Source organism: Schleiferilactobacillus perolens DSM 12744, from assembly GCF_001435585.1.
Classification (GTDB): domain Bacteria; phylum Bacillota; class Bacilli; order Lactobacillales; family Lactobacillaceae; genus Schleiferilactobacillus; species Schleiferilactobacillus perolens.
This window is the reverse complement of the sequence record NZ_AZEC01000003.1, coordinates 46990-73709: the sequence shown is the minus strand read 5'-3', so window position 1 is coordinate 73709 and position 26720 is coordinate 46990. Positions and strand designations below refer to the sequence as shown.

The 26720-nt window shown below is 49.9% G+C and carries 25 protein-coding genes and 1 tRNA gene; 7 read left to right on the top strand and 19 right to left on the bottom strand.

The genetic code is table 11. The features are described 5' to 3' along the window. Nucleotides 1–56: 56 nt before the first annotated feature. Complete coding sequence (locus tag FD09_RS04135) at nt 57–1673, bottom strand: mannitol dehydrogenase family protein (RefSeq protein ID WP_057818636.1); 1617 nt, start codon at nt 1671–1673, stop codon at nt 57–59. Nucleotides 1674–2133: 460 nt separating this feature from the next. Here FD09_RS04135 and FD09_RS04130 point away from each other — a divergent pair, with 460 nt between their 5' ends. The 3 genes from FD09_RS04130 to FD09_RS04120 are packed head-to-tail and all read left to right on the top strand — an operon-like array spanning nt 2134 to nt 6281. Further along, complete coding sequence (locus tag FD09_RS04130) at nt 2134–3477, top strand: hypothetical protein (protein ID WP_057818634.1); 1344 nt, start codon at nt 2134–2136, stop codon at nt 3475–3477. Nucleotides 3478–3511: 34 nt separating this feature from the next. Then, nucleotides 3512–5647 (top strand): hydantoinase/oxoprolinase family protein, encoded by a 2136-nt coding sequence (locus tag FD09_RS04125; protein WP_057818633.1) that lies wholly within the window; start codon nt 3512–3514, stop codon nt 5645–5647. Beyond that, nucleotides 5622–6281 carry a hypothetical protein gene (locus FD09_RS04120; RefSeq protein ID WP_057818632.1) on the top strand — a complete coding sequence of 220 codons (660 nt, stop codon included), beginning with the start codon at nt 5622–5624 and terminating at the stop codon, nt 6279–6281. The genes FD09_RS04125 and FD09_RS04120 overlap by 26 nt, the downstream gene beginning before the upstream one ends. A gap of 174 nt (nt 6282–6455) precedes the next feature. Here the strand turns inward: FD09_RS04120 and uxaC are convergent, their stop codons facing one another. From uxaC to FD09_RS04105, 3 genes are read right to left on the bottom strand one after another with little or no spacing between them, the layout of a single operon-like run. Further along, entirely contained in the window at nt 6456–7886 is a 1431-nt protein-coding gene (uxaC, locus tag FD09_RS04115) for a glucuronate isomerase (protein WP_057818630.1), read from the bottom strand. Between the two features lie 16 nt (nt 7887–7902). Beyond that, on the bottom strand, nt 7903–8979 hold the full coding sequence (gene uxuA, locus FD09_RS04110) for a mannonate dehydratase (RefSeq protein WP_057818628.1): 1077 nt from the start codon (nt 8977–8979) through the stop codon (nt 7903–7905). A gap of 4 nt (nt 8980–8983) precedes the next feature. Beyond that, nucleotides 8984–10609 (bottom strand): mannitol dehydrogenase family protein, encoded by a 1626-nt coding sequence (locus FD09_RS04105; protein WP_057818625.1) that lies wholly within the window; start codon nt 10607–10609, stop codon nt 8984–8986. A gap of 179 nt (nt 10610–10788) precedes the next feature. Between FD09_RS04105 and FD09_RS04100 the strand changes: the two genes are divergently transcribed. The 3 genes from FD09_RS04100 to FD09_RS04090 all read left to right on the top strand — a co-directional run bounded on the left by FD09_RS04100 (nt 10789) and on the right by FD09_RS04090 (nt 11819). Beyond that, nucleotides 10789–11478: a GntR family transcriptional regulator gene (locus FD09_RS04100; RefSeq protein ID WP_057818623.1), complete on the top strand. Its 690-nt coding sequence runs from the start codon at nt 10789–10791 to the stop codon at nt 11476–11478. Then, entirely contained in the window at nt 11479–11682 is a 204-nt protein-coding gene (locus FD09_RS04095; protein WP_057818621.1) for a hypothetical protein, read from the top strand. A 64-nt stretch (nt 11683–11746) separates the two neighbouring features. Next, nucleotides 11747–11819 (top strand) — tRNA-Ala (locus FD09_RS04090). Between the two features lie 61 nt (nt 11820–11880). On the opposite strand, the gene FD09_RS04085 is transcribed toward FD09_RS04090, so the two are convergent. From FD09_RS04085 to trhA, 6 genes are all read right to left on the bottom strand, one after another. Next, complete coding sequence (locus FD09_RS04085) at nt 11881–13482, bottom strand: DUF2325 domain-containing protein (protein WP_057818619.1); 1602 nt, start codon at nt 13480–13482, stop codon at nt 11881–11883. Between the two features lie 37 nt (nt 13483–13519). Continuing rightward, the gene (locus FD09_RS04080) at nt 13520–14863 is read right to left on the bottom strand and encodes a PFL family protein (RefSeq protein WP_057818618.1); all 1344 of its coding nucleotides are present in this window, start codon (nt 14861–14863) and stop codon (nt 13520–13522) included. Between the two features lie 13 nt (nt 14864–14876). Continuing rightward, nucleotides 14877–15143, bottom strand: coding sequence for an ACT domain-containing protein (locus FD09_RS04075; protein ID WP_057818616.1), 267 nt, complete (start codon nt 15141–15143; stop codon nt 14877–14879). A gap of 194 nt (nt 15144–15337) precedes the next feature. Continuing rightward, nucleotides 15338–15727, bottom strand: coding sequence for a DUF1828 domain-containing protein (locus FD09_RS04070; RefSeq protein ID WP_057818614.1), 390 nt, complete (start codon nt 15725–15727; stop codon nt 15338–15340). Nucleotides 15728–15779: 52 nt separating this feature from the next. Next, entirely contained in the window at nt 15780–16829 is a 1050-nt protein-coding gene (locus FD09_RS04065; RefSeq protein ID WP_057818612.1) for a PTS sugar transporter subunit IIC, read from the bottom strand. A 283-nt stretch (nt 16830–17112) separates the two neighbouring features. Next, the gene (trhA, locus tag FD09_RS04060) at nt 17113–17757 is read right to left on the bottom strand and encodes a PAQR family membrane homeostasis protein TrhA (RefSeq protein WP_057818610.1); all 645 of its coding nucleotides are present in this window, start codon (nt 17755–17757) and stop codon (nt 17113–17115) included. A 249-nt stretch (nt 17758–18006) separates the two neighbouring features. Between trhA and FD09_RS04055 the strand changes: the two genes are divergently transcribed. Continuing rightward, nucleotides 18007–18948 (top strand): helix-turn-helix domain-containing protein, encoded by a 942-nt coding sequence (locus FD09_RS04055; RefSeq protein ID WP_057818608.1) that lies wholly within the window; start codon nt 18007–18009, stop codon nt 18946–18948. Between the two features lie 145 nt (nt 18949–19093). On the opposite strand, the gene FD09_RS04050 is transcribed toward FD09_RS04055, so the two are convergent. The 9 genes from FD09_RS04050 to FD09_RS04010 all read right to left on the bottom strand — a co-directional run bounded on the left by FD09_RS04050 (nt 19094) and on the right by FD09_RS04010 (nt 26673). Further along, complete coding sequence (locus FD09_RS04050; protein ID WP_057818606.1) at nt 19094–20128, bottom strand: aldose epimerase family protein; 1035 nt, start codon at nt 20126–20128, stop codon at nt 19094–19096. Between the two features lie 78 nt (nt 20129–20206). Then, nucleotides 20207–21094, bottom strand: coding sequence for an aldose 1-epimerase family protein (locus tag FD09_RS04045; protein WP_057818604.1), 888 nt, complete (start codon nt 21092–21094; stop codon nt 20207–20209). Between the two features lie 3 nt (nt 21095–21097). Then, nucleotides 21098–21778 carry a DUF4867 family protein gene (locus tag FD09_RS04040; RefSeq protein ID WP_057818603.1) on the bottom strand — a complete coding sequence of 227 codons (681 nt, stop codon included), beginning with the start codon at nt 21776–21778 and terminating at the stop codon, nt 21098–21100. Between the two features lie 12 nt (nt 21779–21790). Continuing rightward, nucleotides 21791–22729 carry a hexose kinase gene (locus FD09_RS04035; protein ID WP_057818601.1) on the bottom strand — a complete coding sequence of 313 codons (939 nt, stop codon included), beginning with the start codon at nt 22727–22729 and terminating at the stop codon, nt 21791–21793. 157 nt (nt 22730–22886) lie between these two features. Continuing rightward, nucleotides 22887–23405: a galactose-6-phosphate isomerase subunit LacB gene (gene lacB, locus FD09_RS04030; RefSeq protein ID WP_057818599.1), complete on the bottom strand. Its 519-nt coding sequence runs from the start codon at nt 23403–23405 to the stop codon at nt 22887–22889. Nucleotides 23406–23447: 42 nt separating this feature from the next. Next, a complete protein-coding gene (gene lacA / locus FD09_RS04025) occupies nt 23448–23876 on the bottom strand; it encodes a galactose-6-phosphate isomerase subunit LacA (RefSeq protein ID WP_057818597.1) in 429 nt (142 codons plus the stop codon). Nucleotides 23877–23896: 20 nt separating this feature from the next. Further along, nucleotides 23897–24673 carry a DeoR/GlpR family DNA-binding transcription regulator gene (locus tag FD09_RS04020; protein ID WP_057819022.1) on the bottom strand — a complete coding sequence of 259 codons (777 nt, stop codon included), beginning with the start codon at nt 24671–24673 and terminating at the stop codon, nt 23897–23899. Between the two features lie 307 nt (nt 24674–24980). Beyond that, the gene (locus FD09_RS04015) at nt 24981–25184 is read right to left on the bottom strand and encodes a hypothetical protein (RefSeq protein ID WP_057818595.1); all 204 of its coding nucleotides are present in this window, start codon (nt 25182–25184) and stop codon (nt 24981–24983) included. Between the two features lie 43 nt (nt 25185–25227). Continuing rightward, nucleotides 25228–26673 carry a PTS galactitol transporter subunit IIC gene (locus FD09_RS04010; protein WP_057818593.1) on the bottom strand — a complete coding sequence of 482 codons (1446 nt, stop codon included), beginning with the start codon at nt 26671–26673 and terminating at the stop codon, nt 25228–25230. Nucleotides 26674–26720 lie beyond the last annotated feature (47 nt).

Here is a 26720-nt window from a genome sequence, read left to right as displayed (position 1 = left end):
AAGCGGCCCCATCCTCGCAATTGAGGATGGGGCCGCTTTAGTCTTCGCTAGATTAATTAGTGATTCAAGGCATGCAATGCTTGAGTGACTGCTCCCGGACCAGCAATGAGTTGCTGGAAATCTTTCTCCACTGTGTCGCCTAAGCCAATTGCATAAAGATCATGGCCAAAAAGCTGCGGGTTGCTCAGGATCGGCTGTAAAACAGTGTGCACGTTGCTTGTCTCACCCAATTTCACTGCCGCCATCTGTTTGTGTAAATCAGCCTGCAACGGATCAGGGCTCAAGGTGAAGGCTTCACCGTGGTCATCCACGCCCATTAAATAGCGGCACCAACCGGCCAGGATAAAGGGAATCGCCACCAATTGACTGACGAGTGCGGGTCCGCGATCCAAATAATGCTGAATGGTGACACCGTAACGAATGGACAACATTTGCGAGGCATCCGTCACTAACCGTTGCGGCGTGTCCGGAATATAACGGTTCGGCAGGCGCTTGTTGATAAAAGTATCCAAGAAGTCCCGTGGATTGATGATCTTAGGATCCTTAACCACTGGCAAATCTTCCTGATAACCCAGCCGCTTGATGAGCGCCACCAGATCCGGGTTATCCATTTCATCGACCACCGATGTATAACCCAACATGCTGCCAAAAATACCCAGGGCAGTATGTAATGGATTCAAGCAAGCCGTCACCTTCATTTGGTCTGCGTCGTTGACTGTGTTGCGATCCGTCATGATGACTCCGGCCTTCTCTAACGGTGGTCGGCCATTGGGGAAGCTGTCCTCGATGACCAGATAATGGGTCTCTTCGGTATTCCCAAATGGCGCAATGTTTGTATGTTTCGGGGTGTGGATAATATCCGTGTCCGTAAAACCTTCTTTTTCTAACCTTGCGGCCACGGTTTCCGCTGGGTTCGGAGTGATCCGATCAATCATGCTCCACGGGAAACTAACCTGGGCCGGATCGCTTAAGTAGTCCACAAAGCCCTGAGGCGCGTGGCCATTAGCCACCCAGCCCCGCGCAATGGTCAGGATGCCATCCGCAAAATGCTGACCGTTCTCTGAAAAGTTATCGGTGCTGACCATGGCAATCGGCAGCGCACCGCTTTGATAACGCGCTAACAACAACCGGGCAATGGCCCCCATATTCGTTTGCGCAGTTTCTGGACCATTGGCAATATCGGCTTGGGCGGCCGCGGTCAGCTGGCCAGATAAGTCTTTCAGCGTGTACCCTTTCTCCGTAATCGTCATTGTCACCAGTTGCAGTGACGGCTGCTCAAAAATCTTTTTCATCAGTGTCCAACCAAAGGCACTATCACGCTGATAGTAAATTGCATGAGCAATACTGGCAATTAAGGTTTGATCCATGCCGCCATCCGGGGCCAGCACCACCTGCAAAGCCCGATTATTGTATGGTTGATATATTTTAGCTGGCACATCATCGTCGTAAGTTTCAGCGACAATGATGCCGCTGGTCAAGTCGCCGCTGTTTAATAATTCTTGGGCGATACGGGCGTGGAAACACCGGAATAAATTACCGCCGCCCATATGCACCCACACCGGCTGTGCATCTGTAGCCGCCTTCATGGCCGCTTGATCGTATTTGGGAACATTGATTCCTGCATCCTGGAACACCTGTGCATCGTGTTGATAGTCATCCGTCAATTTCACCATAAAAAATGGCCTGCTTTCCATATTGACATCATTAAGTAAACGGTTGCCTGCGCAATTCCATCATAGCATGATGTACTCTGAACACCATGCTCAGAAGGACACTCTGAGCAAGTTACACAATTTGGGACAACCCCCTTCGCTGGTTATCCTGTTGGCAACTGTTTCCCAAAGGTACAGGAAACAGTTGCCTCTTTTGTATTGCTTTACACATTCAGACTCAGAAATATTTTTTTGTTTTTTTATCTCTGTTAAATAACTGATGCAATTTGTCATTGCTCAACAGTAGCGGAATGCCGCGTAAGCACTAATTGTGACATGTATAACAATTGAAGCAATTCGCGCTGTTATTTTGTGATTTTTAGAGCAAAATAGTTTAGGAAACCGGTTGCTTAAAGTTTCTATTTACTGTATCCTTCTAAATGTAATCGTTACCATCGTTGCCACAAAGGAGGAAAATCTCTTGACTAATGTTATCATCGGGCTCTTGCTCATTGCCTCGTTTATCTTCATGGTGTGGTATTGCATGAAGGGCTACAACTTGATGGTTGGCTTCTTCATTATGGCCTCCATCTGGGTCATCTTAGTCCTCATCGGTAATGCCATTGAGCCCACCGCTGTGCTAAAAGGTAAGTCCGTCATCGATGTGCTCACCTTCGTCTACGCGGACGGGCCCGCTGCCTATGCCCAGTCCATCCTGGTCAATATCTTCTTCGGCGCATTCTTTGGCCGAGTGCTGATCGACACAGGGATTGCGGCGACCCTCATCCGGAAAGTCGTCGAACTGGGCGGAGATATGCCCCGCTTGACGATGAGTCTGCTCTGTATTGTCACTGCGGTCATCTTCATGTCCATGACCGGGATCGGTCCGGTCATCTCCATCGCCGTGATCGTCTTGCCTATTTTGTTCTCCTTGGGAATTAGTGCACCGGTTGCCCTATTTGCCTTCATGGGTTCTATCATGGCCGGTATCTTCTGTAACACCGTCAACTTTATTCAATATCACACCATGTATGCCGGCTTCGTTAAATCAGCGGCTAGCTACAGTTACAACGATTACTTCCGTATTGGTTTGATCGGCATGATCGTTGGTCTCGTGGTGGTTTTGACCATCGCCAACCTCACAATGCACAGCGGCACTTCCCACAACTGGGCGGTGAATGCACAACAAGCCAGTGGGAAAGAAAATGCCCCTTGGTATTCTTGGATCGCTGTTGTCCTGCCTGTTCTTGGGGTGGTCCTCCTGAAGTTGCCAATCATCTTCGGCTTTATTGCATCTGCCGTTTACGCCATGTTGACAACCGGTAAACTGCGGGGCAGCTATAAAGAAGTGACGCGCCGCTTTGCCAAACTGTTCACGGATGGTTCCATTGATGTGGCACCGATGATTGGTTTCCTGCTTTCCTTAGCGATGTTTAATAACGCGGCTACCTATGCGGCCCCTTACTTCACCGCCTTAATTGAGAATATCATTCCGACCAATCACTTGGTACTGGCGTTAGTCTTTGCCTTACTGGTACCGCTTGGCTTCTTCCGCGGACCGATGAACTGGGTCGGCAGTGGGGCTGCAATCTTCGCCGTCGTATTGGCTGCGAACCCCGGTATTCCCGTTCAATTCATGTATCCGTTAACGGCCGCCACCACCATCTTCCCGCAGCACTTGGATGTCACCCAATCCTGGGTTGCTTGGGGCTTTGGCTATACCAAGGTGGCCTCCAAAGATTATCTCAAACGTTCGTTACCCGCTGGTTGGATTTGCGGCGCCATCATGTGCGTCATCATTTACTTCATGTATGGCAATCTGTAATCCGCCAATTTGTTGAAAGGTTAGGTGAACTGTCTTGAAACGTTCAGTAAGAATGGGGATCGACGTCGGCGGCACGCATACCAAGGCCGTCGCCATCGACAACGACACCCACAAAATGATTGGGGAACCGTCGGTGGTGAAAACGACCCATGATGATCCCCGGGGCGTGGCCGCTGGGGTCGTGCAATCCTTTGAAACTTGTCTCAATCAAAATGGTATCAGTCCCGACGAAGTGGTCTTCGTGGCCCACTCCACCACCCAAGCCACCAACGCCCTCATTGAAGGGGATGTGGCCCCGGTGGGCGTGATCGGCATGGCTAAGGGTGGTTTGGAAGGTTTCCTAGCAAAACGCCAAACTCGCTTAGCCGACATCGAACTGGACGAGAAGAAAAAAATTAAGATCTATAACGAATATTTGCCGTTGAAGCAATGCGATGATGCCCATGTCAAAGTGGCCATCGAGAAGCTGCAGCATGACGGGGCTAAAGTACTGGTGGCCTCCATGGCTTTCGGCGTGGATGAGGGTGGACCTGAATCCACTGTGGCAGAGGTCGCCAAAGCAGAGCACATTCCCACAACAATGGCTTCGGACATCACGAAACTGTATGGCCTCACCCGGCGCACCCGGACGGCCGCCATTAATGCCTCCATTTTACCGAAGATGTTAGACACCGCCCTGTCCACCGAAAGTTCTGTCCGCAGCGCAGGTGTTAAGGTTCCCTTGATGATCATGCGCGGGGATGGCGGGGTGATGGAAATCAACGAAATGAAGAAGCGGCCCGTGCTGACAATGCTGTCCGGACCGGCCGCCTCCGTCATGGGTTCGCTCATTTACTTGAAGGCCTCCAACGGGATTTACTTCGAAGTCGGTGGGACCACTACCAACATCGGGGTCATCAAAAACGGCCGCCCGGCCATTGACTACTCTGTTGTCGGCGGCCACCCCACCTATATCTCCAGTCTGGACGTGCGCGTGCTCGGGGATGCTGGCGGCTCCATGATTCGGGCGAATAAGAACGGCGTCGTGGATGTCGGTCCTCGTTCTGCCCACATTGCCGGCTTAGATTACGCCGCCTTCACAGACCCAGCCAAGATCGTCGACCCCCATGTGGAATTCTTCTCCCCCAAGGAGGGCGATCCAGATGACTATGTGAAGCTGGTCAATGCCGACGGCTCCGCATTCACCATTACCAATACCTGTGCCGCTAACGCCCTGGGCTTGGTCACTCCTGAATATTTCTCCTACGGCAATCAAGAATCCTGCCGCAAGGCGATTCAAGTGCTGGCCGACTATGCGGGGACCACGGTGGACGACATTGCCACCCAGATTATGGAAAAGGCCTTTGCCAAGATCGAACCCGTATTCAACGAATTGGTTGAGAAATATAAGTTGGAAAAGGATCAGATCTCACTGGTCGGTGTCGGCGGCGGGGCCGCTGCGCTGGTCACTTACTTCAGCAAGAAGACTGGTGTGAAGTATTCCATCCCCCGGGATGCCGAAGTGATTTCTTCCATCGGTGTCGCCCTCTCCATGGTTCGCGACGTGGTAGAACGGATCGTGCCCAACCCGACCAAAGAAGACATTCGCGGCATCAAGAACGAAGCCTTGAACAAAGCGGTCGAATCTGGCGCAACGCCAGATTCAGTGGACGTCCATGTGGAAATCGATCCGCAAACATCGAAGATCACCGCCATCGCCACCGGTTCCACGGAGGTGAAAACTTCCGATTTAACAGCCAGCGTTGATGATGATGAAGCCCGGGACATTGCCGCCGCCGATATGCGGATCGAGCCGGCTCAAGCCGAACTCGTCAGCAAAACCGACTACTTCTATATCTATGGCGCCCCCCACACTGGCGACGATCCCGCCCAACCGGTCCGGATCGTCGATAAGAAAGGGTTCATCAAGGTACAGCGCGGCCGCGCGATGTGTGAGAAGACAACCGCCGCCAACTACCTGGACACCTTGGCCCGACTGTGGGACGAAATGGCCGTGTACCAAGCGGAAAACATCGCCCATCCAGACTTCTATCTGTGTCTGGGTGCCCGCGTGATGGACTTCTCGGCCACAGACTTTGAACAATTGCAGTTGTTAACGGATCTGGAAGTGGCATCCTTAGAACCCACAGACGAGGTGATTGTCGTTGCCGCAAACATTGATCAAACCTAATCCACTCACCACACTCTTCAATGAGTTGACCGCCTTCTCCAAAGAAACGTGGTGTCAATACTTGTTCGACCGCGACTTATTGGTCAACAAGGTAACTCCGGAGCAACGGACCATGATCATTGCCGGCGCCAGCCAGTGCGGAGAGAAACTAGCCGCCACGGTCACAGCGGAGCATGGTCCCATGACTGCCCCCACACTGGCGGAGAAAGTCTGCACGGTAGAACATGGGGACAGCCAGAACATCAGCGAACAAGTCTTCTTGGCCACTTTCACAGAGCCCAACATGATCAAAGTGTATGACGAACCCATGCGCAAACTAGCCCGACTATCCCTGCCTGGGTTCAACGAAAAGATGATCGAAAAAATCGTAATGGACCATGAGCTGTATCACTATTTGGAAGGTCAAGATCCCACCCTGTTTACCCGCCGCACCAAGATCGGCCTTTGGCACTTCTTGGGTTACGAACACCGGACGACAGTGCGCGCGGCCAGTGAAATTGCCGCCATGACCTTCAGCTGGCAGTTGAACAAACTGCCCTATTCCCCGCTGGTATTGGATGTGTTGTTGCTGCAATGTTATAACGAAAAAGCAGTGGCACCGGTACTGGAGGAACTGCGTGCAGTGAACGTTTAAAGAGCACAGATAAAGAGCCGCTTGATATTCCTTGCGTCAAATCGAGGCAGGGACATATCGGGCGGCTCTTTATCTGTGGCTAAGAACATCTACCGGTTTAAAGCTTTAGATACGGTTCAAAAAAACAGCACGGTCATCTGAAGTGCAACCGCGCTGTTTGAATACTAATGTGTTCTATTCCTTGGTCTCAAAGAACCCAAAGTAATCATGGGCATTATTATAACTAATATCCTGCACCACCTGACCCAGTGCCGGTAAATCATCCGGTGCCCGGCCCTCTTCGATCAAGTTGCCGTAGAAGTTGCACAATACCCGACGGAAGTACTCATGCCGCGGATAAGACAGGAAGGACCGGGAATCCGTCAGCATCCCCACAAAGTTTGGCAACAAACTCTGCTCTGCAAAAGTCCGCAGTTGCTGAGTCATCCCCTCGGCGGTGTCGTTGAACCACCAAGCCGCACCCAGTTGCAGGTGTTGACGATCGCCGGTATCCACGAAGGATTGCAGCATCGTCTCCAGTCCTAACCAGTCGTTAGGATTGCAGGAATAGAAGATGGTCTTCGGAATCGCATCGACACTGGCCATTTTGACGAAGAGTTGGCGGAATTGATCGACCAAATCCGGTTGGGTGCCCATGGCATCAAACCCCGTATCCGCCCCGATTTCGGCAAAGCGGCGGGTGTTCAAATTACGGGCCACATTGGCATGGAACTGCATCGTCCAGCCAAAACGTTTGTTCAATTTCATCAACGTCTCAATCAACATCGTCACAAACTGATTGATCTCGTGATCCGTCAACGGTGTATTGGCGATCCCTTTTTGTAGGATATGATCCAATTCGTCTGCGCTGGCTTCCGCAAAGTGGAAAGTATTCAAGCCATGATCTGACAGCCGCCCGCCCACTTCGTTAAAGTATTCAAAGCGTTGTTCCAGCGCTGTTTGCAATGCCGCAAAGGACCCGATTTGAATCTGCGCTTGTTTGCCCAATTCTTGTAAATATGCCCCGAAACCGTCATCCTCGATATGCACCAATTTGTCGGGCCGCATGGCGGGTAAGACCTTGAAACCATTGGCGGTTTCTTCTTTCTTTAACAACTGGTGATAGTGCAAATCAGACGCGGGGTCGTCGGTGGTGCACACCACTTGGACATTGCTGCGCTTAATTAGCGCCCGGGGCTTAAAGTCCGGCTGCTGCAAAAGCGCGTTGGTTTTTTCCCAAATAGCCGGCGCTGTTTGCCGATTCAAGACCTCATCAATCCCGAAAAAGCGGCGTAATTCCAGATGGGTCCATTCAAAGACAGGATTACCGAAAGCCCGCTCCATCGTGCCGGCCCAGGCCATAAACTTCTTTTGGTCGTCGCCGTCGCCCGTGATCAATTCTTCTGGGACGCCATTGGCCCGTTCCAACCGCCACTTATAGTGATCGCCATAGGTGCCTTCATTTAACCAAATCCGGGTAATGTTGGCATAGTTCTTGTTCTCGTAAATTTCCTTGGGATCCAAGTGACAGTGGAAATCGATGATCGGCATCTGGGCCGCATATTGGTGAAACAGCTTCTTGGCTGGCTCACTCGTTAACAAAAAATCGTCGTCTAAAAATGCCATGGTCGCGCAATCCTTTCTATTGGTGGTCCTTCGTAATAGCTTCCCACAATCCGTTCAGATAGGTGATGCCCAATGCCCGGTCGTAAAGGCCATAGCCTGGGCGTCCCTGTTCGCCCCAGATCATTCGCCCGTGGTCTGGGCGGATATATCCGTCAAAGCCGGTGTCGTAAAGGGCCTTCATGATTTCAAACATGTCCAGTGACCCCTCAGAAGAAAGGTGGGCAGACTCGTGGAAGTCACCCTGGGCATTGATAAACTTGATGTTGCGAGCGTGGATGAACGGTGCGCGATCCTTTTTCACAAACTCCCGAATAATCTCTGGGACATTGTTGGTCGGATTCTCGCCGAGACTACCGGTACAAATGGTAAAACCGTTATAAGGCGATTCGTGCATCCCCTCAATAATCCGCATATCGGTGGCATTCTTGTAGACCCGGGGCAACCCGAATAACGGCCGCGGCGGATCATCCGGGTGCATCGCCATGCGCACGCCGTAGGATTCACAGGTGGGGATAATCGCATCCAGAAAATACTTCATGTTTTCCCGCAGTTTGCGTTCATCCACATCGGCATAGGCCTTGAATAACTTCTCAATCGTCGCCAACCGTTCTGGTTCCCAACCGGGCAATACGTACCCCTCCGAATCATTGCGGACAGAGTCAATGATGTCTTGGGGATTATCTTTCAACTTGCCTTGCTGGAATGCCATGTCGTTTGATCCATCGGGTAATTGGTAATGCAGATCCGTCCGCAGCCAGTCAAAGATCGGCATGAAATTGTAACAGATCACTTTGATGCCATAAGCGGCTAGGTTTTTGATGGTCTCTTTGTAGTTCTCAATATATTGATCCCGGGTAGGCAGACCGATCTTGATGTCATCATGGATATTGACAGACTCGATGACTTCCAGTTTCAAACCGGCATCTTCCACTTGCTTCTTCAACGCGGCAATCTTTTCCTTTGGCCAGATTGCACCCACTGGCACATCGAATAATGCCCCCACCACTTGGGTGGTGCCGGGAATCTGGCGAATTTGTTGCAATGTGATCGGATCGTCTTTAGACCCGTACCAGCGAAAGCCCATGTTCTTCATTGGCTTAATCCTTCCTTTCTGCTAATGCATGCAGCTCTTGAGCGACTGCGCCGGGACCGGCAATCAGTTGTTTGAAGTTGGCCTCGACCTTGGCACCTAAACCAATGGCGTATAAGTCGTGGGCAAAGATTTGTTTATTGCTTAAAATCGGCTGCAAGGCCGTGTGGACATCACCGCTGTCGCCCAGCGTGATGCCACTCAATTGTTTTTGCAGATCTGCTAACAACGGATCCGGACTTGGCGTAAACGGCTTGCCTTCATCGTCCACCGCCAGTAAATAACGGCACCAGCCTGCCAGAATGAACGGAATGGCCACCAATTGCTGAATACTTTGCGGATCTTTATCCCAATAGTGTTGAATCGTCACACCGTAACGAATGGGAATCTTTTGCGACGTGTCACTGGCGATACGCTGCGGGGTATCTGGAATATTCTTATTGGGCAGCCGTTTGGTGATTAATTCATCAATGAAGTCTTTGGGATTGATAATCTTAGGATCCTTCACAACGGGCAAATCTTCCTGATAACCTAGCCGTTTAATTAATGTCACCAGGTCGGGATTCTCCATTTCGGCAGCAATTGAGGTATCACCCAGCAGATTGCCAAAAATCGCCAGCGCAGTGTGCAATGGGTTCAAGCAAGCCGTCACTTTCATCTGGTCGGCATCATTCACTGTTTCCCGGTCGGTCAAAATGACGCCCGCCCTTTCCAGTGCTGGTCGGCCATTGGGGAAACTATCTTCAATGACGAGATAGTGCGTCTCTTCAGTGTTGCCAAACGGGGCGATGTTGGTGTGCTTCGGTGTGTGCACAATGGTGGTATCCGCAAAGCCTTGGGCCGCTAACTTTTCAGCCACACTCTGAGCCGGGTTCGGCGTGATCCGATCAATCATTGACCAGGGGAAGCTGACCTGCTTGGGATCGCTGAGGTAGTCCACGAATGCTTGGGGCACCATATTATTGTCGACCCACCCCTTGGCGATGGTTAAAATACCATTCTGGAAGCGTTGGCCGTTCTCGGAAAAGTTGTCGGTACTGACCATGGCGATCGGGGCCGCCCCGTTTTGGAAACGGGCAAACAGCAATCGGGCAATGGCGCCCATGTTGGTGCTGGCTTCATCTGGATCATTGCGCATATCGGCTTGGGCGGCGGCGGTCAATTGACCATTCATGTCCCGCAGCGAATATCCTTTTTCCGTGATAGACATGGTGACGAGTTGCAGTGACGGCGCCTTGAAGATCTGTGCCATGGTCTGCCAGCCGACTGTGTTTGACCTGTTGTAATAAATGGCATGGGCGACACTAGCAATCAGGGTCTTCTTCAGTGCACCATCAGGTTCCATCACAACTTGTAATACCCGGTTCTGATAAGGCGCATAAATATCCTTGGGAACATCACCGTCATACGTCTCACCGACGATAATCCCACTTTGCAAATCGCCGCTGTTTAACAAATCGTGCGCGATCTTGGCATGGAAACAACGAAATAAATTACCGCCGCCAAAGTGGACCCATACCGGTGCTTCGTCGGTGTGGGCCTTCATTTGGGCTTGGTCATATTGGGGCACGGCGATACCCGCATCTTGGAATGGTTGAGGATTGCGTTGGTAATCATCTGTCAAATGGACCATAACAACATAGCCTCCTATAGTGGCGGGCAACCCCGCACGCTGCTTTCTGATGTACTAATATATCAGTTACAGTATACCACGCCGTCAAGAACGGTGTAACCCTTTTCAAGGAGGAAGAGTGCATTTGTTAAACTGATATATTACAATAGACAAAACACGATCAAGAAAGGAGGCCGCCCATGTCTCTGACCAACCAACAGGATGAAGCCTATGCGGCGCTGAAGGAAATGGTCCTCACCAGCCGCCTTGTTCCGGGCCAAAAAATTGATAAGAACACACTTGAAACTGTGTTGCGGATCGGCACCACCCCCATTCGGGAGGCCATTATTCGTCTGCGCCGGGAGGGACTCTTTAAAGTAGTTCCCCAAAGCGGCACCTATGTCGCCAAGATCAATTTGGACGAGCTGTATCAAGGCCGTTTTGTGCGCATGAATATTGAAAAATTGGTGATCACCGATAGTGTGGATAAAATCACCCCTGGCCAAGTCGCGGATTTAGAACGCATTTTACAGTTGCAACGGATATATTTGGAATCCAACGACTATGATCGTTTTTTCCAACTGGATGAAAAGTTTCATCACCTGTTTTACCAAATTAGCCACAAGGAATTCGTGTGGCAGTGGCTGCAGTTGCTGAATTTACAGTTCAATCGGTTCCGGTATTTGCGTCTGGAATTGAAGGATCTGCAGTGGGACCAAATCATCGCCCAGCATCAGGCAATTGCGGATGCAGTGAAGGGCCATGATAAGGCCGCTGCCGAGGAATGGACAGTCAAGCATTTACATATGGTCGATCATGATGTTCAGGTGGTTTTGGCGGCGTACCCGCAGTATTTCACAGATACAGCGGCGGTCAAAGAAGATGATTAGATGCATACCCGTGATCCACAAGACCGTTATTACTGGTGGCTGCCCGTCGTTGGGTTAGTGACCAGCGGTGTCTTACTGATCCTGGCGAAAGTCGTCAATGGCACCATCCCGTTACGCGGTTATCTGTACTGTTTGATGCCGTTTGGATTTTATTGTTTGCTCGCCATCGGCCACGAAATTGCCGCGCTGATCAGCCGACATTGAGGGCGTGACGGGATTTGCTCTTGACGCCCGCCCCTGCGCCGCGGTATTATTGTTTAGTGGTTTTGGGGCCTTAGCTCAGCTGGGAGAGCGCTTGCTTCGCATGTAAGAGGTCGACGGTTCAAGTCCGTTAGGCTCCATCATAAAAACCGGATCAGCACTGAAATTCAGTGTTGATCCGGTTTTTCGTATCTTGTTTAATTAATTTGATTCAGCCACGGCACTTTCTTCAGATTCCAAATAGGTGTCTTGCTGACTGACAGACCGCGCGGGCAGACCGTTGATGGCACGGTACACGGCTCGTTCCACATTGACGATGGATAATGTGTTGGCTACCGCAAACGGCCGGTCGTACCGCTTGGCTAATGACACGGCGGTTTGGGTGGAATGGTGCGACGCCGCCGTGGGAATCAAGATGACGTAATCCGCATGCCGAATCATGGTGGGTAACTGACTGTAAGAATTGCTTTTGGCGTCGAAATGTTCCAATTTGCCATTGTGCTTTTTTAACATATCAATGACGTTGCCATCATGCTTCGGGGCGCCCACGATGAGGACGGTCCCGCCAGATAAATCAAACTGTAAACTGGGTTCTTCTGGTTCCGGATTTGGCGCAGCAGTCTCCCTCTTGGCTTCCTTTTTCACCGGCGTCGCTGCTGATTCCGCCTTTTCCGGTGCCGCACTTTCTGCCAACGGATGGATCCAACTGATCTTGCCTGCGGTAGGATCTTGTCCTTCATACCAGGCAAAGTCCACCAGTTGACCCACATGCAGCAACGGATAGCGGGTACTGTCAATTAAATATTGGAAGGTTTCACCAGTGCTCGGATCCGTTAATGGCTTATGGGCATAATCTTGTTTCAAGATTAATTGACCATCCGCATCCTGCTCAGTGGGAATAAAGGATAGCCGATGGATGTGGGGATTGTAGTCGGCAGCGGCTTCTTTAATTACCTTGAAATAAGGCAAACTGTCGCTGCTGCCTTGTTCTCGGGGAACGATTTCAACTGTTTCACCGCCGTGGAGACCCAACTGGCGCAGCAGCGATTCACTGATATACTTACTGCCCGCGGTGGCGCCGATTAATTTACGTTCCACTAATGCCCGAGGATTGCCCGCCGGTTTGGGCTTAGCCGGGACGGTCACCCGCTTAAAGGGCAGCGATGCGGTCGGCTTTTCTGGTGCTGTCCCTAGCTTTTGGGCAATTGCGGTTTTTTCTTGCCGCTTATCATCTTCCGGTTTATCTCCGGCATGTTTAGCATACGTCAATGCACCCTGTAACTGTTCAGAAGAGATGGTCACCGCTTGACCCGGATCATAGTCGGACAAGACATTATTTTTAATGTAAGTAAACAAGGGTAAATCAAATTTTTTGGTGAAGAACAATGTGTTTTGCAGATCCCGGGGAAACCGATGAGTCGTGCGTTTTTCCACCAATTCAACGATTTGGCGAATGGTTTTAGCCATGAGTGGCACCTGTAAAAGCAGCGCGTTAAAAGATAAATCATCCGGTGCGGGTCGCGGCGGCTCTGGTGCCGATTCCGCGATTGTTTCTGGCGCTGGTGTCGAAACCGGCGCAGGAGTCTCGACGACTGGTTGTTTAGTCGCCGGCACAGTTTCAGCCATTGGCGGCGCGGTCACCGGGTGATCGGTACCGCTTAAACTCGTGTGCAAAGCGGATACGGTATATATGCCCCGCTGATGTAATAATGCCAACATGCGCCGGTCGCTTTCGGCCTGCAGTGTTTCCAGCTTAGTCCGTAATTGATTGATTTGTTGATCTAAATCATCATGTTGATCCATGTGGCTCCTTCCTTCCTATTGATTGAAACACGCAAGCCTAATTTTTGAACGAATGGATCGGTGCCGGAATATGGCCGCCGCGACCGATAAAGTGCGCCGACGATGCAGTGTTCACTGCCATCACAGGGGCGCGGCCAAAGATCCCGCCAAATTCCACCATGTCGCCAACTTGACTGCCAGGGACGGCAATCAGTCGGACCGCAGTAGTCTTGGCATTGATCATCCCAATAGCCGCTTCATCCGCGATCATGCCGCCGATGGACGTGGCGGGTGTATCGCCGGGAATTGCGACCATGTCCAACCCCACTGAACATACCGCGGTCATGGCTTCTAACTTCTCCACAGTGATCTGCCCCGCCGCCGCGGCCTCGATCATGCGGCCGTCCTCGGATACGGGAATGAATGCGCCGGATAAACCGCCGACCCGTTCCGCCGCCATGATACCGCCCTTCTTAACGGCGTCATTGAGCAGGGCCAAAGCCGCTGTGGTCCCCGGTGCGCCCACGGAACCAAGACCCAGAGTTTCCAAAATTTCTGCCACAGAATCCCCTGGTGCTGGCGTCGGAGCAAGGGATAAATCAACAATATTAAAAGGCACCGATAGTCGTTCAGCCGCAATTTTGCCCACGAACTGACCCATCCGAGATACTTTGAAAGCGGTCTGCTTAATTGTCTCACAAACCTGTGCAAAATCCGCGTCAGGCACCTTGGCCAATGCGCGTTGCACGACGCCAGGACCGGACACCCCCGTATTAATCGCGGTGTCCCCTTCCGACACACCCCAAAAAGCGCCGGCCATGAAGGGATTGTCTTCCACCGCATTACAAAAGACAACCAATTTCATCGCATTCGTCGCACCAGTTGCACTGAGGTCCCGAATCACTTCACCCATAATGCGGACTGCATCCATATTCATTCCAGCCTTGGTAGAGCCAATATTGACCGAGCCGCAAACCCGATCTGTGATACTCAGAGCTTCTGGCATGGACCGCATCAGATTCTCTTCAGCGGGCGTCATCCCGGATTGCACCGTGGCGGAATAGCCGCCAATGAAATCCACGCCCAATACCTTAGCCGCGTCATCCAGCCGCTTGGCAATCACTGTGAAATCGGGATGCTGATCCGCTCCCGCGAGCATGGCTACCGGCGTAATGCTAATCCGCTTATTGACGATGGGAATACCGTATTCCGTTTCGATGGCATCCGCCACATCAACCAGTTTTTCAGCCCGCCGCGTGATTTTATCGTAAATTCGTTCAGCAGTGGTCTTCGTATCGCCAGTAATACAGTCCAACAAGGAAATTCCCATCGTAATGGTGCGAATATCCAATTTTTCCTCGCTGATCATCTTAATGGTATCAATTATTTTTTGTTGTTCCATGGTGACCTGCTTCCTATAACGACTGCATCGCGTCAAAGATTTCTTGCCGCTGAATGCGAATCGTCAGGTCTTGGGATTGGCCAAATTCGGTCAATTCCTGTTGCAACTGTTTGAAGTCTGTTTGTTCAGGCAGCTTGCCCAGCAGCATCATCGTGAAACTACCTTCCATGATGGTTTGGGAGATGTCTAATATATTAATATGCAAAGCAGCCAGTTTGGTACTGACAGCGGCCACAATGCCGACCTTGTCCTGGCCGACAACGGTAATAATAGTTTGCATGGAATCACTCTTTTCTGTCGATTTGACATTAGTATAGCAAAATAGAATGAGAAAAACGGGACGAAAACAAAATCGTCGCTGACGGCCGTACCATCAAGTTTCAAATTTTATTTCTGTCCCGCTGGATACAGATATTTTATTAGTATTGTAATTTTGAATGATCAAGCGCCCTTAGCGTATTGAAAACTTGTCGCTCAAAAAGAAGAATCAGCATCTTGCTGAAACATTTGAAAGACTTGACCAATGCAGTGTAATAACCGAACCAACACGGCTGGAAAGTCAGTTAGGTCAGAGAACTTAATGGTCAGTTCTTTGTCTCTGGAAACCGTCACTCTAAATGATGCCAGTATTTGATTGAAAGAGTTTTTTCGCCGCGTTGACAATGACACATCAAGAACATACCCATCATCATTAATCTGATAACCGGTCGGTATTGTCGTGACGACCAGTGAGATGTGATCATGAAAAATATCGATGAACGATGTCTGCACTTCCACAAATGATTGATGGTCCTCGAATTTTAGGATTGTCTCAGGCCATCGGTCGTAAACATTTTGCAAGTCTTTTGATTTTAGTTTACGCAATTGATGGTCCCTTCTTTCAAATAACAATATTCCTTATCATAGGATGACTACTCTACTCGTAGTTCAGCGCATAGTCCTCTGGTGTTTGATAGTGCAGCACTTTAGTGAACACAATGTTGCTGGCATACCCTAGCGCGATTGGCGCGACCAGGAATAACAGCACAATCAGGATAATGTTGCCCGCATTGGCTGTGCCGTAACCTTCTAAAGCAGCCAACGGACCCACCAAGCCAGAGAAACCAAAGCCGGCGCTCATCGGTGTGCCTTTCACTTGGAACAAAGCACCCAGACCGCCTAAAATCCCGGCATTCAAGCAAACCGGCAAGAACAGCTTGGGCTTAGCCAATAGATTCGCCATCTGCATCTTGGGTGAGCCGAGGAAATGGGCGATTGAGGTGCCCACTGAATTAGCGTGCCAGCCATAAATCGCCAGTGCAAAGCCTGCTGCCACAATGCCCAGATTGGCGGCGCCGGAAGCAATGCCGCTTAAGCTGATGGCCGTAGCAATCCCCACTGTGCTGATCGGTGAGACGATCAACAGTGCAAACGCCATCCCCATCAGAACCCCCATCAAGATTGGCTGCAGATTGGTCAATTGTTCCACCAGTTGGCCAATGTACTTGGTGACTTCAGTGACCGGTCCAAACGTTAGTAAACCGATACCGCCGCCAACGATGAGGACAATACTGGGAATGAGCAAAATCGTGTACGCCTTCAACCGCTGGCCCAGTAATAGAATCAACAGGTAGCCCACGGCAATGGTCACCGCCGTATTGATCACGTCGCCGGTACCAGCAATCGTCATCCCGGCCTTTGTCACATGGACATTACCCGCACCGACAATGGCGGCCAAAGCCAGCGAGCCGGTTTGAATGGGTGAAAACTTGGCCATCATCCCCACACAGACCGCTGCCAGTACCGGCAGCATCGTTTGGGCAATCCCAGTCATCTGCGTGACCACATTGAGCCAAGGGGCAACGGGTGAAATCAATTTAACAAGTGCATTGAACAATGCCCCAGGAACCAGGGCGACAATAATACCAACGGACAGGCCATTCAGAATATTCATTGTGATGGCTTTGGGACTCGTTTCCTTCTTCATATTGATTCCTCTTTTCACTTGTGCTAAGTTTAACTAAATTTAGCATATGCGAAAGATAAGAACAATCATTTCAGGAGGAAATAGGTCATGACGGAGCGAAAACCATTTAAAGATCTCATGGAACTGAAACAAATCGTGACGCATTACGCCAGATAATTTAATCATGCCCGAATTTCACTGAACAAAAACGGCCTAACTCCGATTGAATATCGGAATCAAGCCGTTGCGTAATTAATTTCCAAACTGTCTAACTTTTTTGTTGCACTTCAGAGCGGCCTGCTCGTTACACCAACCAGTAAATCGATATATACATCAACGTGCTGGCAATGATCACCAAGAAATGCCAGATGAAATGGCCTTCCTTCAGTTTCTTCATACTATAGATCCCGGCACCTAGGGTGAAAACAACACCGCCGGCAACCAGCATCCAGAACCCGGCCACGCCTAGTGTGTGCCACAGCGTGGGTGCGGCCGCAATACACAGCCAGCCCATGATAATGTACAACATCGTTTCGATCCCTTGGTGGGGGTTGCCGCTGACGACATGGACGACAATGCCCGTGATGGCACAGAGCCACTCGACAGCCAGCATCACCCAACCGGTGACCCCGCGAATGGCGATCATCGTATAGGCAGTGTACGTCCCGGCAATGAATAGGTAAATCCCCGAGTGATCAAAGATTTGGAAAATACGCGCCGCTTTGGTGAACGCCATGGCATGACACATCGTGGACGCTAGGAATAGGTTCAGCAATGTCGCCCCATAGATCACCAACGCAGTCATTTCGCCAGCACCAGCGCCATGGTTCAATGCGCGCAGCCACAATGCAATTACCAAATAGATACTAATCAGGAACCAAACACCATGGGACACAGCGTTTTTCACTTCATAATGGATCCGATAACGGGATACTTGATGGCCTTCCATGTTGAACCTCCAATTCAAAAGACATCTAGATTTGAAATCTACGTCATCTATTATGATAGCTTCTCAAACGAAAAAATACCACCCCCCCGCCAGTGATCATCAGGAAAAATTTAGACCACAAGCAACGCTTGAGCAACTTTTTTTCCAACTCAAGCACTGCTTGCTGGTGCCAAAATGTCTCGGCAGGTACATTATAGACAACAGCCGTTGGCCAACGTCTGATTACGAGATTCAGAAAGAAGAATTTAGATGGTTATCTTTGATGCACAACGAATCGGTAAGAAAATTGCCGCCGCCCGGAAAGAAAAAAACATGACTCAGATGGATTTGGCGGATCAATTAGGGGTTAGCTACCAAGCGGTTAGTAATTGGGAACGGAGTCAGTCACTGCCAGATATCGATAAGTATGGCAGTCTGGCCAAGGTCCTGGATCTGTCCTTAGACGACTTATTGGATATGGACAATGCTGAGCACCGAGTCACTATCGTGCAGGACAGTGACAGCAGTGTGGACGCAGACACTCTGGCCACCTTTGCGCCAGTGATGAAGCCAAAGCAAGTGGATGCGAAAGCGGCCCAGCAAACTCTGCCGGCAGTGCACCTCAAGGATATTGCGCCGTACCTATCCAATGCTGCACTCCATGACCAACTCATCAGTCACGAAACGGATACTGACTTTTTAGAATTAGTGCAATCCTTAGCGCCAACCCTGAGCGATGATGATCTCAACCAGATCGTGCAGAATAAGGTGCTGCCTAATTTGCCGGACAGTTGGCCGACATTGAAAAGGCTGCTCCCCTTCCTCTCCGATGACACTGTGACAGAAATATTGACTGACGATTGGGGCACAGAAAAACTCACGGCTAAACAGCAAAAGCATTTCTATCCTTTCGTGGCCAGCACGGTACTTTTCAAATTGTTGACGCAACATCAGGCTTTGCCAAGCGACTACATTGTCGCCGCCCCATTCCTTGACGACAATCAAATCACCCAGTTGTTCCACGACTGGCAGACCGACCCAGAACAAGCCGCTTACCTAAGCAAGCTTGCTCCGTTCGCTCCCAGCGCCGTGATCGCAAGTTACGTTCGTCAGCTCGTCGCTGAAAAAGACAGCACCACAGACGACTGGCACCGCTACTTGCCCTTCCTTGACGATGATGACTTGTTGAGTCTGGGTAAAGATCGTCAGTAATTAAACAAATAAAAGGGACCGGGATAAAATCTGAGTCCTGATGGATGTAGTGCCAAAGCGGAGCAATCGGAGGCTGCGGAGCTTTGGCACGGCTCATCAGGAAGGATTTTTTTCCAGTCCTTTTTAACGTACAGATTCGTTCAGTCTAGTACCCGAACTTGTATTTCGTGTAATAATGCTTAATCTCGCCTGGTTCGATACTAATATCACCGAACTTGAGATCAGACACCGCATTCGGGGCGGTTTGGGATTCTAAAGCGATCGCCACCTGGGGTTGACCTGTCTTATCGATGAACTTCTGGGAATCATCCCACCCATTCGCCGTATAAGACACAATGGCGTTGCGTTCAGAGAAAATCGTCACGCTGATTCCATTGTCCGGGTTCCGCAATTCGGCGACTGGTTTGGCCGGATCATGATCGTCGATAATGAAGACATCGTCCAAGCCTTTTTCCGGTATGCTTTGCAATGCGGCAATGGCTTTACCCAATGGCGCATTTTTACTGAAATCATAGGGGGTATTCAGTACGGGCGCCAGTTCACCTGTGGGGATCTTATTGCTGTTCAACGCGGCTCGGTGGCTGCTGTGGATGTACAGCTCATGGTTCGTCACCGGATCATCGCCGGCATTCAAGTTCCAGTAAGCGTGGTTAGTCGGATTAAACAAGGAGTCAGCATCAGTCTCTGCAGCATAATCAATGATGACCTCATCATCATCGGTCAGCGTATACGTAATCGTGACATCCATATTTCCCGGGAAATTATCCAACTCATTGGTGACCTTCTTGTTAAAGATGATGTGGTTATCCTGGATCTTGCCGTTCCAAGTATAGAAATTGAAGCCATGGAAGCCGCCGTGGAGATTGTAGTCACTCTCGTTGACGTCTACATTGTACGTCTTGCCATTAATGGTAAAAGATGCCCCACCAATTCGACCCGCTGTCCGGCCAATCGACATGCAGAGGTAAGGGTTCTTCTCTGCGTAGTCGGCGGTATGGGGGAAGTTCAACAACAAGTTTTGCTTCTTACCGGCTTTAGTCGGTACCAGTAATTCGTACCAGTTAGCCCCCCAGCTTAACGTGGAGAGGGTTACCCCGTTTTTGTTTGTCAAAGAATACTCGTAGATGTCTTCGCCCTTGTATTGGTCAAAGACTTTGGTGTTTGCTATCATTGCAGCCATGTCACCGCTCCTTTCGGCCATTGGTAAAAGACATGCTCACTCAGTGGCCAATTTTACTGAATCCGTTACCATTGTCCCTCAATGGGGCAGAATCGTAAAGGCAAAATCTTTGCTGGCATTCGGAGCAACGATGTTATTACCTGCTTTGTGCAGCCAATCGGTCGGTTCACCGGTCTGATCTGGTAAGCCAGCAAAAGGTTCAACACAGATGAACGGGGCTTTCTCGTGTTCCGGACTCCAAATTGTCAAATAAGGGAACTCGTGAACATCCAGAGTCACTGCATGGGGTTGGCTGCTGGAGGCTAAAGTGGCTTCTTCAATATCGGAGTTGGCAATGATTACTAAGCCGTCGTCCAGGAACTCGTGCGTCAACGGGATGACGTCGCCTTTAGCTTGGGTCAAAGGCTTCTTGGTGCCGTCCCGGTACGGTACCGGCCCAATGCCGAATTGTTCAACAGGCCCTTTGACGCCTTTCAGTGTCAGAGAATAATCGGCAAAGGAACCATCGGCATTTTGGGTCACATTGAAGGCGGGGTGGAAGCCCAGTGCAAAGGGCATTTCGTCAGCGCCGTTGTTCGTCACGACAGCGGCCACATGCAGGCCATCAGATTGCAGCGTGTAGGTCACTTCTAAGACGTAATCGAAGGGATAGACGGCACGAGTCTCCGTATTAGCCTCTTGCGTGAAGACCACTTGGCTAGTAGATTGAGTCGTGACAATGAAATCCCGATCCCTGGCGAAGCCATGCTGAGTCATGGGATAAATTGTCCCGTTGACTTCGTAGGAATCACCGTTGGACCGGCCAATGGCGGGGAACAGAATCGGCGCATGCCGTTTCCAGAACTTCACTTCTGGCACATCATTCCAGATGTAGTCGAAGTTGTCCTTTTTACTAATTAAATGGGTCAATTCGGCCCCAAACTCATTGATTTCGGCCTTAAATTGGTCGTTTTCGATCGTAATCATGGATTAGCCCTCCTTCACGGGATTGACGTGGACCAAATCGCCGATAACCCCGATCTTTTCACCCAACTTGATCTTGTCTGTCCGGACCTTGTGGACCACTTGAAACTTGTTGGTCTTCATGATCAGGTCATTGTCAGTATGGAAGTCAGCGGGTAACGATTGGTTGCTGCCTTTGATCAACATGACAATGAATTTAAAGCCGCTCTGATGGGCTTCACAGGGGCTGTAGTGCAAGGTGTCGCTGAAGAATTCAACGACAGAACCCGCCGGCACAAAGAACAGCTTGGCGTCTTTTTCTGCATTGAATTGGCCATTGTGCATCTGACCACGCTTGCCGATGACCATCACCACATCGGTGGCAAAAACATTGACTTCACTGCCTTGATGGAATTCAACAGCCGTCAATGAATCGGCGTGACCGGCACATTCGCCGGCTTCAATGGGCAGTCCGGCATAAACATCGCGACCAATTTGTTGGACCACGGGAATAGCCTCCATCTTTGGATTTGACGGGACATATAAATTACCGTCGCTGGAAATCGTGACGTTTTTATCTAAAAAGTCCAAGATCGGCTGCACATCATATTGGCCGTATGCTTCACCGTAGTCCGCAAACTCAGGATCACTCAGTCCATAAATCTGCTTGTCGGGATTAACGGCTTGAATCTCTGCTAAAGTTGTCATCAATATTGCTCCTTACTTTTCAATCACAGTGACTTGATTAAAGTATTCATCGAAATGATCTGGATTTACGAAACCAGTAGTGGCCTCCAGCGTATTGAGCAAGCCGCAAGTCATCGCAGTCTTCAGTACAGTGGCGTCATCTTTGTCCTGGGCTAGTGCCATGGCCAAACCGGCGATGGTGGAGTCGCCAGAACCCACCGGATTCACCGCATTGATCTTAGGGATGGCGGCTTGGTAGAACTTATTCCCATGCTTGGCAAAGGCCCCTTTTGAACCCAGCGAAACCACGACCCAATCAATCCCATCGAAACGGGGATCTTGCAATTGTTGCTGCAGCTTTGGCAAATCGGTGCGATCCACCTTTTCACCCAATAAGTTGCCCAATTCTTCATCGTTAGGCTTGATCAGGAAAGGTTTGTGCTCAGATTTGACTGCTGCCGCCAGAGAAGCGCCGGACGTATCCAGTAATACTTTGATCCCCTTTTGGGCAGCATGGGCCACTAATTCAGAATAGAAGGACGGCGCCAAGCCACCTGGCAAGCTGCCGGACATGGTGACCAAGTTGGTCTCATCAAGGAGTGCATCAAAATGATCCTGGAAGGCTTGGGCATCAGCGCCACTCAGTGTCGGGCCCGCTTCCAATAATTCAGTTTGCTTCCCGCCATCATGCAAAATCGCAATGGAATTGCGGGTTTCTTGATTGATGTGGGTGAAACTGTGTTGAATTGAATCGTTGTCTAATTGATCTTCAATAAATTTACCGAAATTGCCGCCCAGTACGCCGGTGGCTTTGACCGGTTGACTCATCAAATGGATGACCCGGGTGACATTAAGGCCCTTGCCGCCAGCCGTCTTGCGGACATCGCTGACGCGGTTCACGTCGTCGATTTTTAAATGGTCCAAGGCATAGGCCATATCAATGGAGGGATTCATCGTGACGGTTAAGATCATGTATTTTTACCTGCTTTCCAATTTTTCAACAACTTTTTGCCGCCAAACGCAACAACGAGCTAAAGGCAAAATACGCCTTTAGCTCGTTGTGGTGGTGGTACTCAATTGCTAAATGGCTTCTGTCACAGCCTCTTTAATTTATCCCAACGCGGGATGATTAGTCGTGATAGACGCCTTCAGCCCACTTTTCATTCTCTTCATCAAAGAAGTGCGGGTTGTCTTTTTGGTCCGGATTAGGCTTAGCAATGCTGTCGATCTTCTTGATGATCGCAGCGTTCTCGGGTGTTTCCTTGTAAGTGGCATCCAAGAAGGACTTCACGATATCTTCGGCCAAGTGTTCACCCACCGTGGCACCACCGAAACCAATGATATTGGCATTCAGTTGTTCCCGGGCATATTTTGCAGAAGTGGCATCGTCAGCCATGGCTGCCCGCACGCCTTCGTTCTTGTCGGCCGCAGTAGAAATACCGATCCCAGTACCGCACAATACAACGCCAAGGTCAGCGCGGCCATCGGCCACATCTTCGGCCACTTTCTTACCATAGATCGGATAGTGGGTCCGAGTGGTGTCATAAGTGCCTTCGTCGATCACCTGATAGCCCATGCTCTTCAGCATGTTGGAAATCTGAATCTTTACGTCCGTAACAATGTGGTCATTACCAATAGAAATAATCATTTGTGGTTTGCTTCCTTCCGTCGTTTTAGTCATGTGTGTGCCTTAAATCATTTTTTCCAACATGTCCAAGCGAACCTGGTGACGGCCGCCGGCATATTCAGTATCCAAGTAACGTTGGATGATCTCCAAAGCACGATCGATCCCAACAATCCCAGTACCAATCGAAATGGCCTTGGCGCCATTGTGTTCAGCAGTCATGTGGGCAGTGTTTTCATCAATGACATTCGCAGTGACCATGCCTTTAACCTTGTTAGAAGCCATGGCTGAGCCAACCCCGTAACGATCGAACATGATGGCCTTGTGGGCGTTGCCGTTCAAGATTTCCTTTGTCACAGCCAAAGAAGAATCAACGAAGTCGTCAGCTGGTTGCGGAGACACATCGATCACCCGATACTTGTGCGCCTCCAAATACTTCTTAACTTCTTCCTTCATGTTGAAACCGTCTTTATCTGCACCAATTACGACATCCATGTTTGTATGCTCCTTTATGATTATTTGGTATTCTTTTGAGTTCCCGTTAAAACCTGAGTGAATCGACGATACTTCTCCACATCTGCGGATGATGCACCGGAATCAGTAATCAGACCATCCATTTGGTCCAAGTCATAGAATCCGTAAAAATCCCGCTTGTTCAACTTGCTGTGGTCGCCGACGACGTAGCGCTTGCCCGAATTCGACAGGGCAATACTTTGCGTCTGACCTTCTTCGGCATTGGCATTGCTGATGACATTATCCTCAACACCATTCACGCTGACGAATGCTTTATCCATCCGCAGCCGATTTAAAACTTCATTAGCGAGGCTGCCGATAAACGCACCAGAGCGTGTACGGTAAGTGCCCCCGATCAGTTCCAATTGAAAGCGATCAGAACGTTCCTGGAAAGTCTGAAAAACCGGTAAGCTATTGGTGATGACCCGAACATCCGCCGCAGAGACGAACTGGGCAATCAACTCATTGGTTGTACCCGGTCCAATGTAGACCGTATCTCCGTCGTCAATTAAGGAAGCGACAATCTTGGCAATTTGAGTTTTGGCGGAGACATGCAAGCTGCGTTTCTCTACCCGGGACAACTCAGTCATTTGACTGTACTGCCGGCTTTGGGCCCCGCCATGAATGCGGACTAGAATGTTTTGTTCCGCCAGCTCGTTCAAGTCTCGGCGAACGGTCATGGTGGATACCCCTAAATTGTCACAAATTTCGCTCACAGTGATGATTCCTTTACGATCCACCAGATCGCGGATGGTCATCAAGCGTTCCCGTTTCAGCATACGGTCACCTGCCTTTTTGTTCGTTCCTGTTTGGTTTTGTTCACTATCACCACTCATAAATTACCACCGTTCCCGTCCAGCGTCAAGGTCAATCCATCAATCTGCAGTAAAAAATGCCTAATTTTTTCTAACGCTCAAATTGGGCGGTTTAAGCGGCTTTCTCCCAAAATCAAGCCGCTTACAAAACAAGCCTGAGGGCGCTTACCGAAATAAGGCCTCAGGCTTGTCAAAGGTGTACGCCATTGCCCTAAAAAAGAACAACAAAGCACAACGGCTTATGACGGAATTGATGCGTCAGAACATTAACCTATGCTTTACGACGCTTGCGCCATTCCCGGCGATCTCTCGGGTGATCAAATGTGTGGTCCAGAGCTAACAGCTTGTACAGCGCTAACACGGCGACAAAAATCTGAGCGAGCAGTGTGTATGTAGTCGGCACGACCGCATGTAATACACTGACCGCAATAACTGCCAATGACCACAAAAGATACTTCTTACGTCGATCTGACATGGATTAACCTCCTCTATTCAACATCAATCTAAGGATATTGACATTAAGCCTTGGCCGCGTTGTCTAGCTTCGGCAGACGCAGTTCAGGACCGACATCTTTGCCATCCTTGAAGTATGCTTGGTTCCGCTTCTTCATTTCGTGACGATACCAGAGGAAGATGGCCAAGTAAGCTGCGATGGCCAATGCGAAGTACAGCATCATCATGACGTCGCCATGGGACGCTTTCCCTAACAGAATAGCGATGAATTGTTCGATAGGACCTTCCTTAGTGGAAGAACTAATCAAACCAGTCCTCGGAATACCGGGGGTCTTTAACTTCCGCGCTACCGACGTGATGAATGGTGCAGAGGCAGTACCCGCATATAGGAACAACGGTAATTCGATGGCCCCAATGACGATCATTCGGATAATCTTGCCCCGAGTCACCACCAACAATGCCGGTGTCACACCCATACCGATGATCCCGCCTAAAGGTAAGATCCCGTTATGGGGCAGAACTAATGCTTCCAGTAACATGATGGGCGCCAATACGTTAGCAGCCGCCCAAACTTCGGCACGACCGGCGATGAATGGCCAGTCCAACCCGATGTTCAACTTACGGCCACCCAAGTGCTTGTTGGCCAAGTCAGAAACACCTTGAGATAAAGGTTCAACGGCGGCGATGAACCAAGAACCGATAATACTAAACAGCTCCAAGCAGGTCGCGGCAGTGAAGGACAAAGTACAAATGGTAATCAGATTTTGTTTAGCAATCAGACCAATGAAGATCCCTAAGTAAACACCAATGGCGAAACGACTGCCCCAGAATCCGATCTTTTCGTTCAATTCAGCGGCATCAAAGTCGTATTTATCCAACCATGGGAAGATTTTGTCGAAGATCTTGTCGAACACCATAATGATTGGGTTCATCATGTAGTTCAAGTGGGTCGTGGTCATGGGGTTTTCCCAATCGTCCAACAAATCGTTGAAGGTCGGCTTCATGACATCGGAGTTAATGATCTTCAAAACACCAATGAAGATGACCAGCAGAGTAGCTGTAAGTAAGTTGGCGCCCATGAAGATAGCAAGTAACCCAGTAAATGAAAGGTGCCAAATATCGAAGATATCCACGTCCAGTGTATCGGTCTTCTTCCAGAACAACATGATCAAGTTCACGATGATCATGATGGCCAGGAAGAACAGGGTATAAGGCGAACCCCAGGTAATGGTGGCCAGTGGCGCCCAACCTAAGTCGGTGATGGATAACTTTATCCCCGTCGACTTAACGAACGCGGCAATGGCTGGTTGGTAGGCATTGGTCAACAGACCAATCACACTACTGATACCAGTCAGCGCAATGGCTAACTTAATACCACCTTCCAGGGCTTTGAAGAACTTAACTCCAATGGCCCAGGCGATCAACGTCAATACGATCAACATAATTGGGGCTGCACCCAATTTAATGATTGGCTTAAAGATCATATTGGCGAAGTCAATAATGGTTGACATATATCCACACTCCTTGTGTAGTCACATAGAAAGCGGCTTGCGCCGCT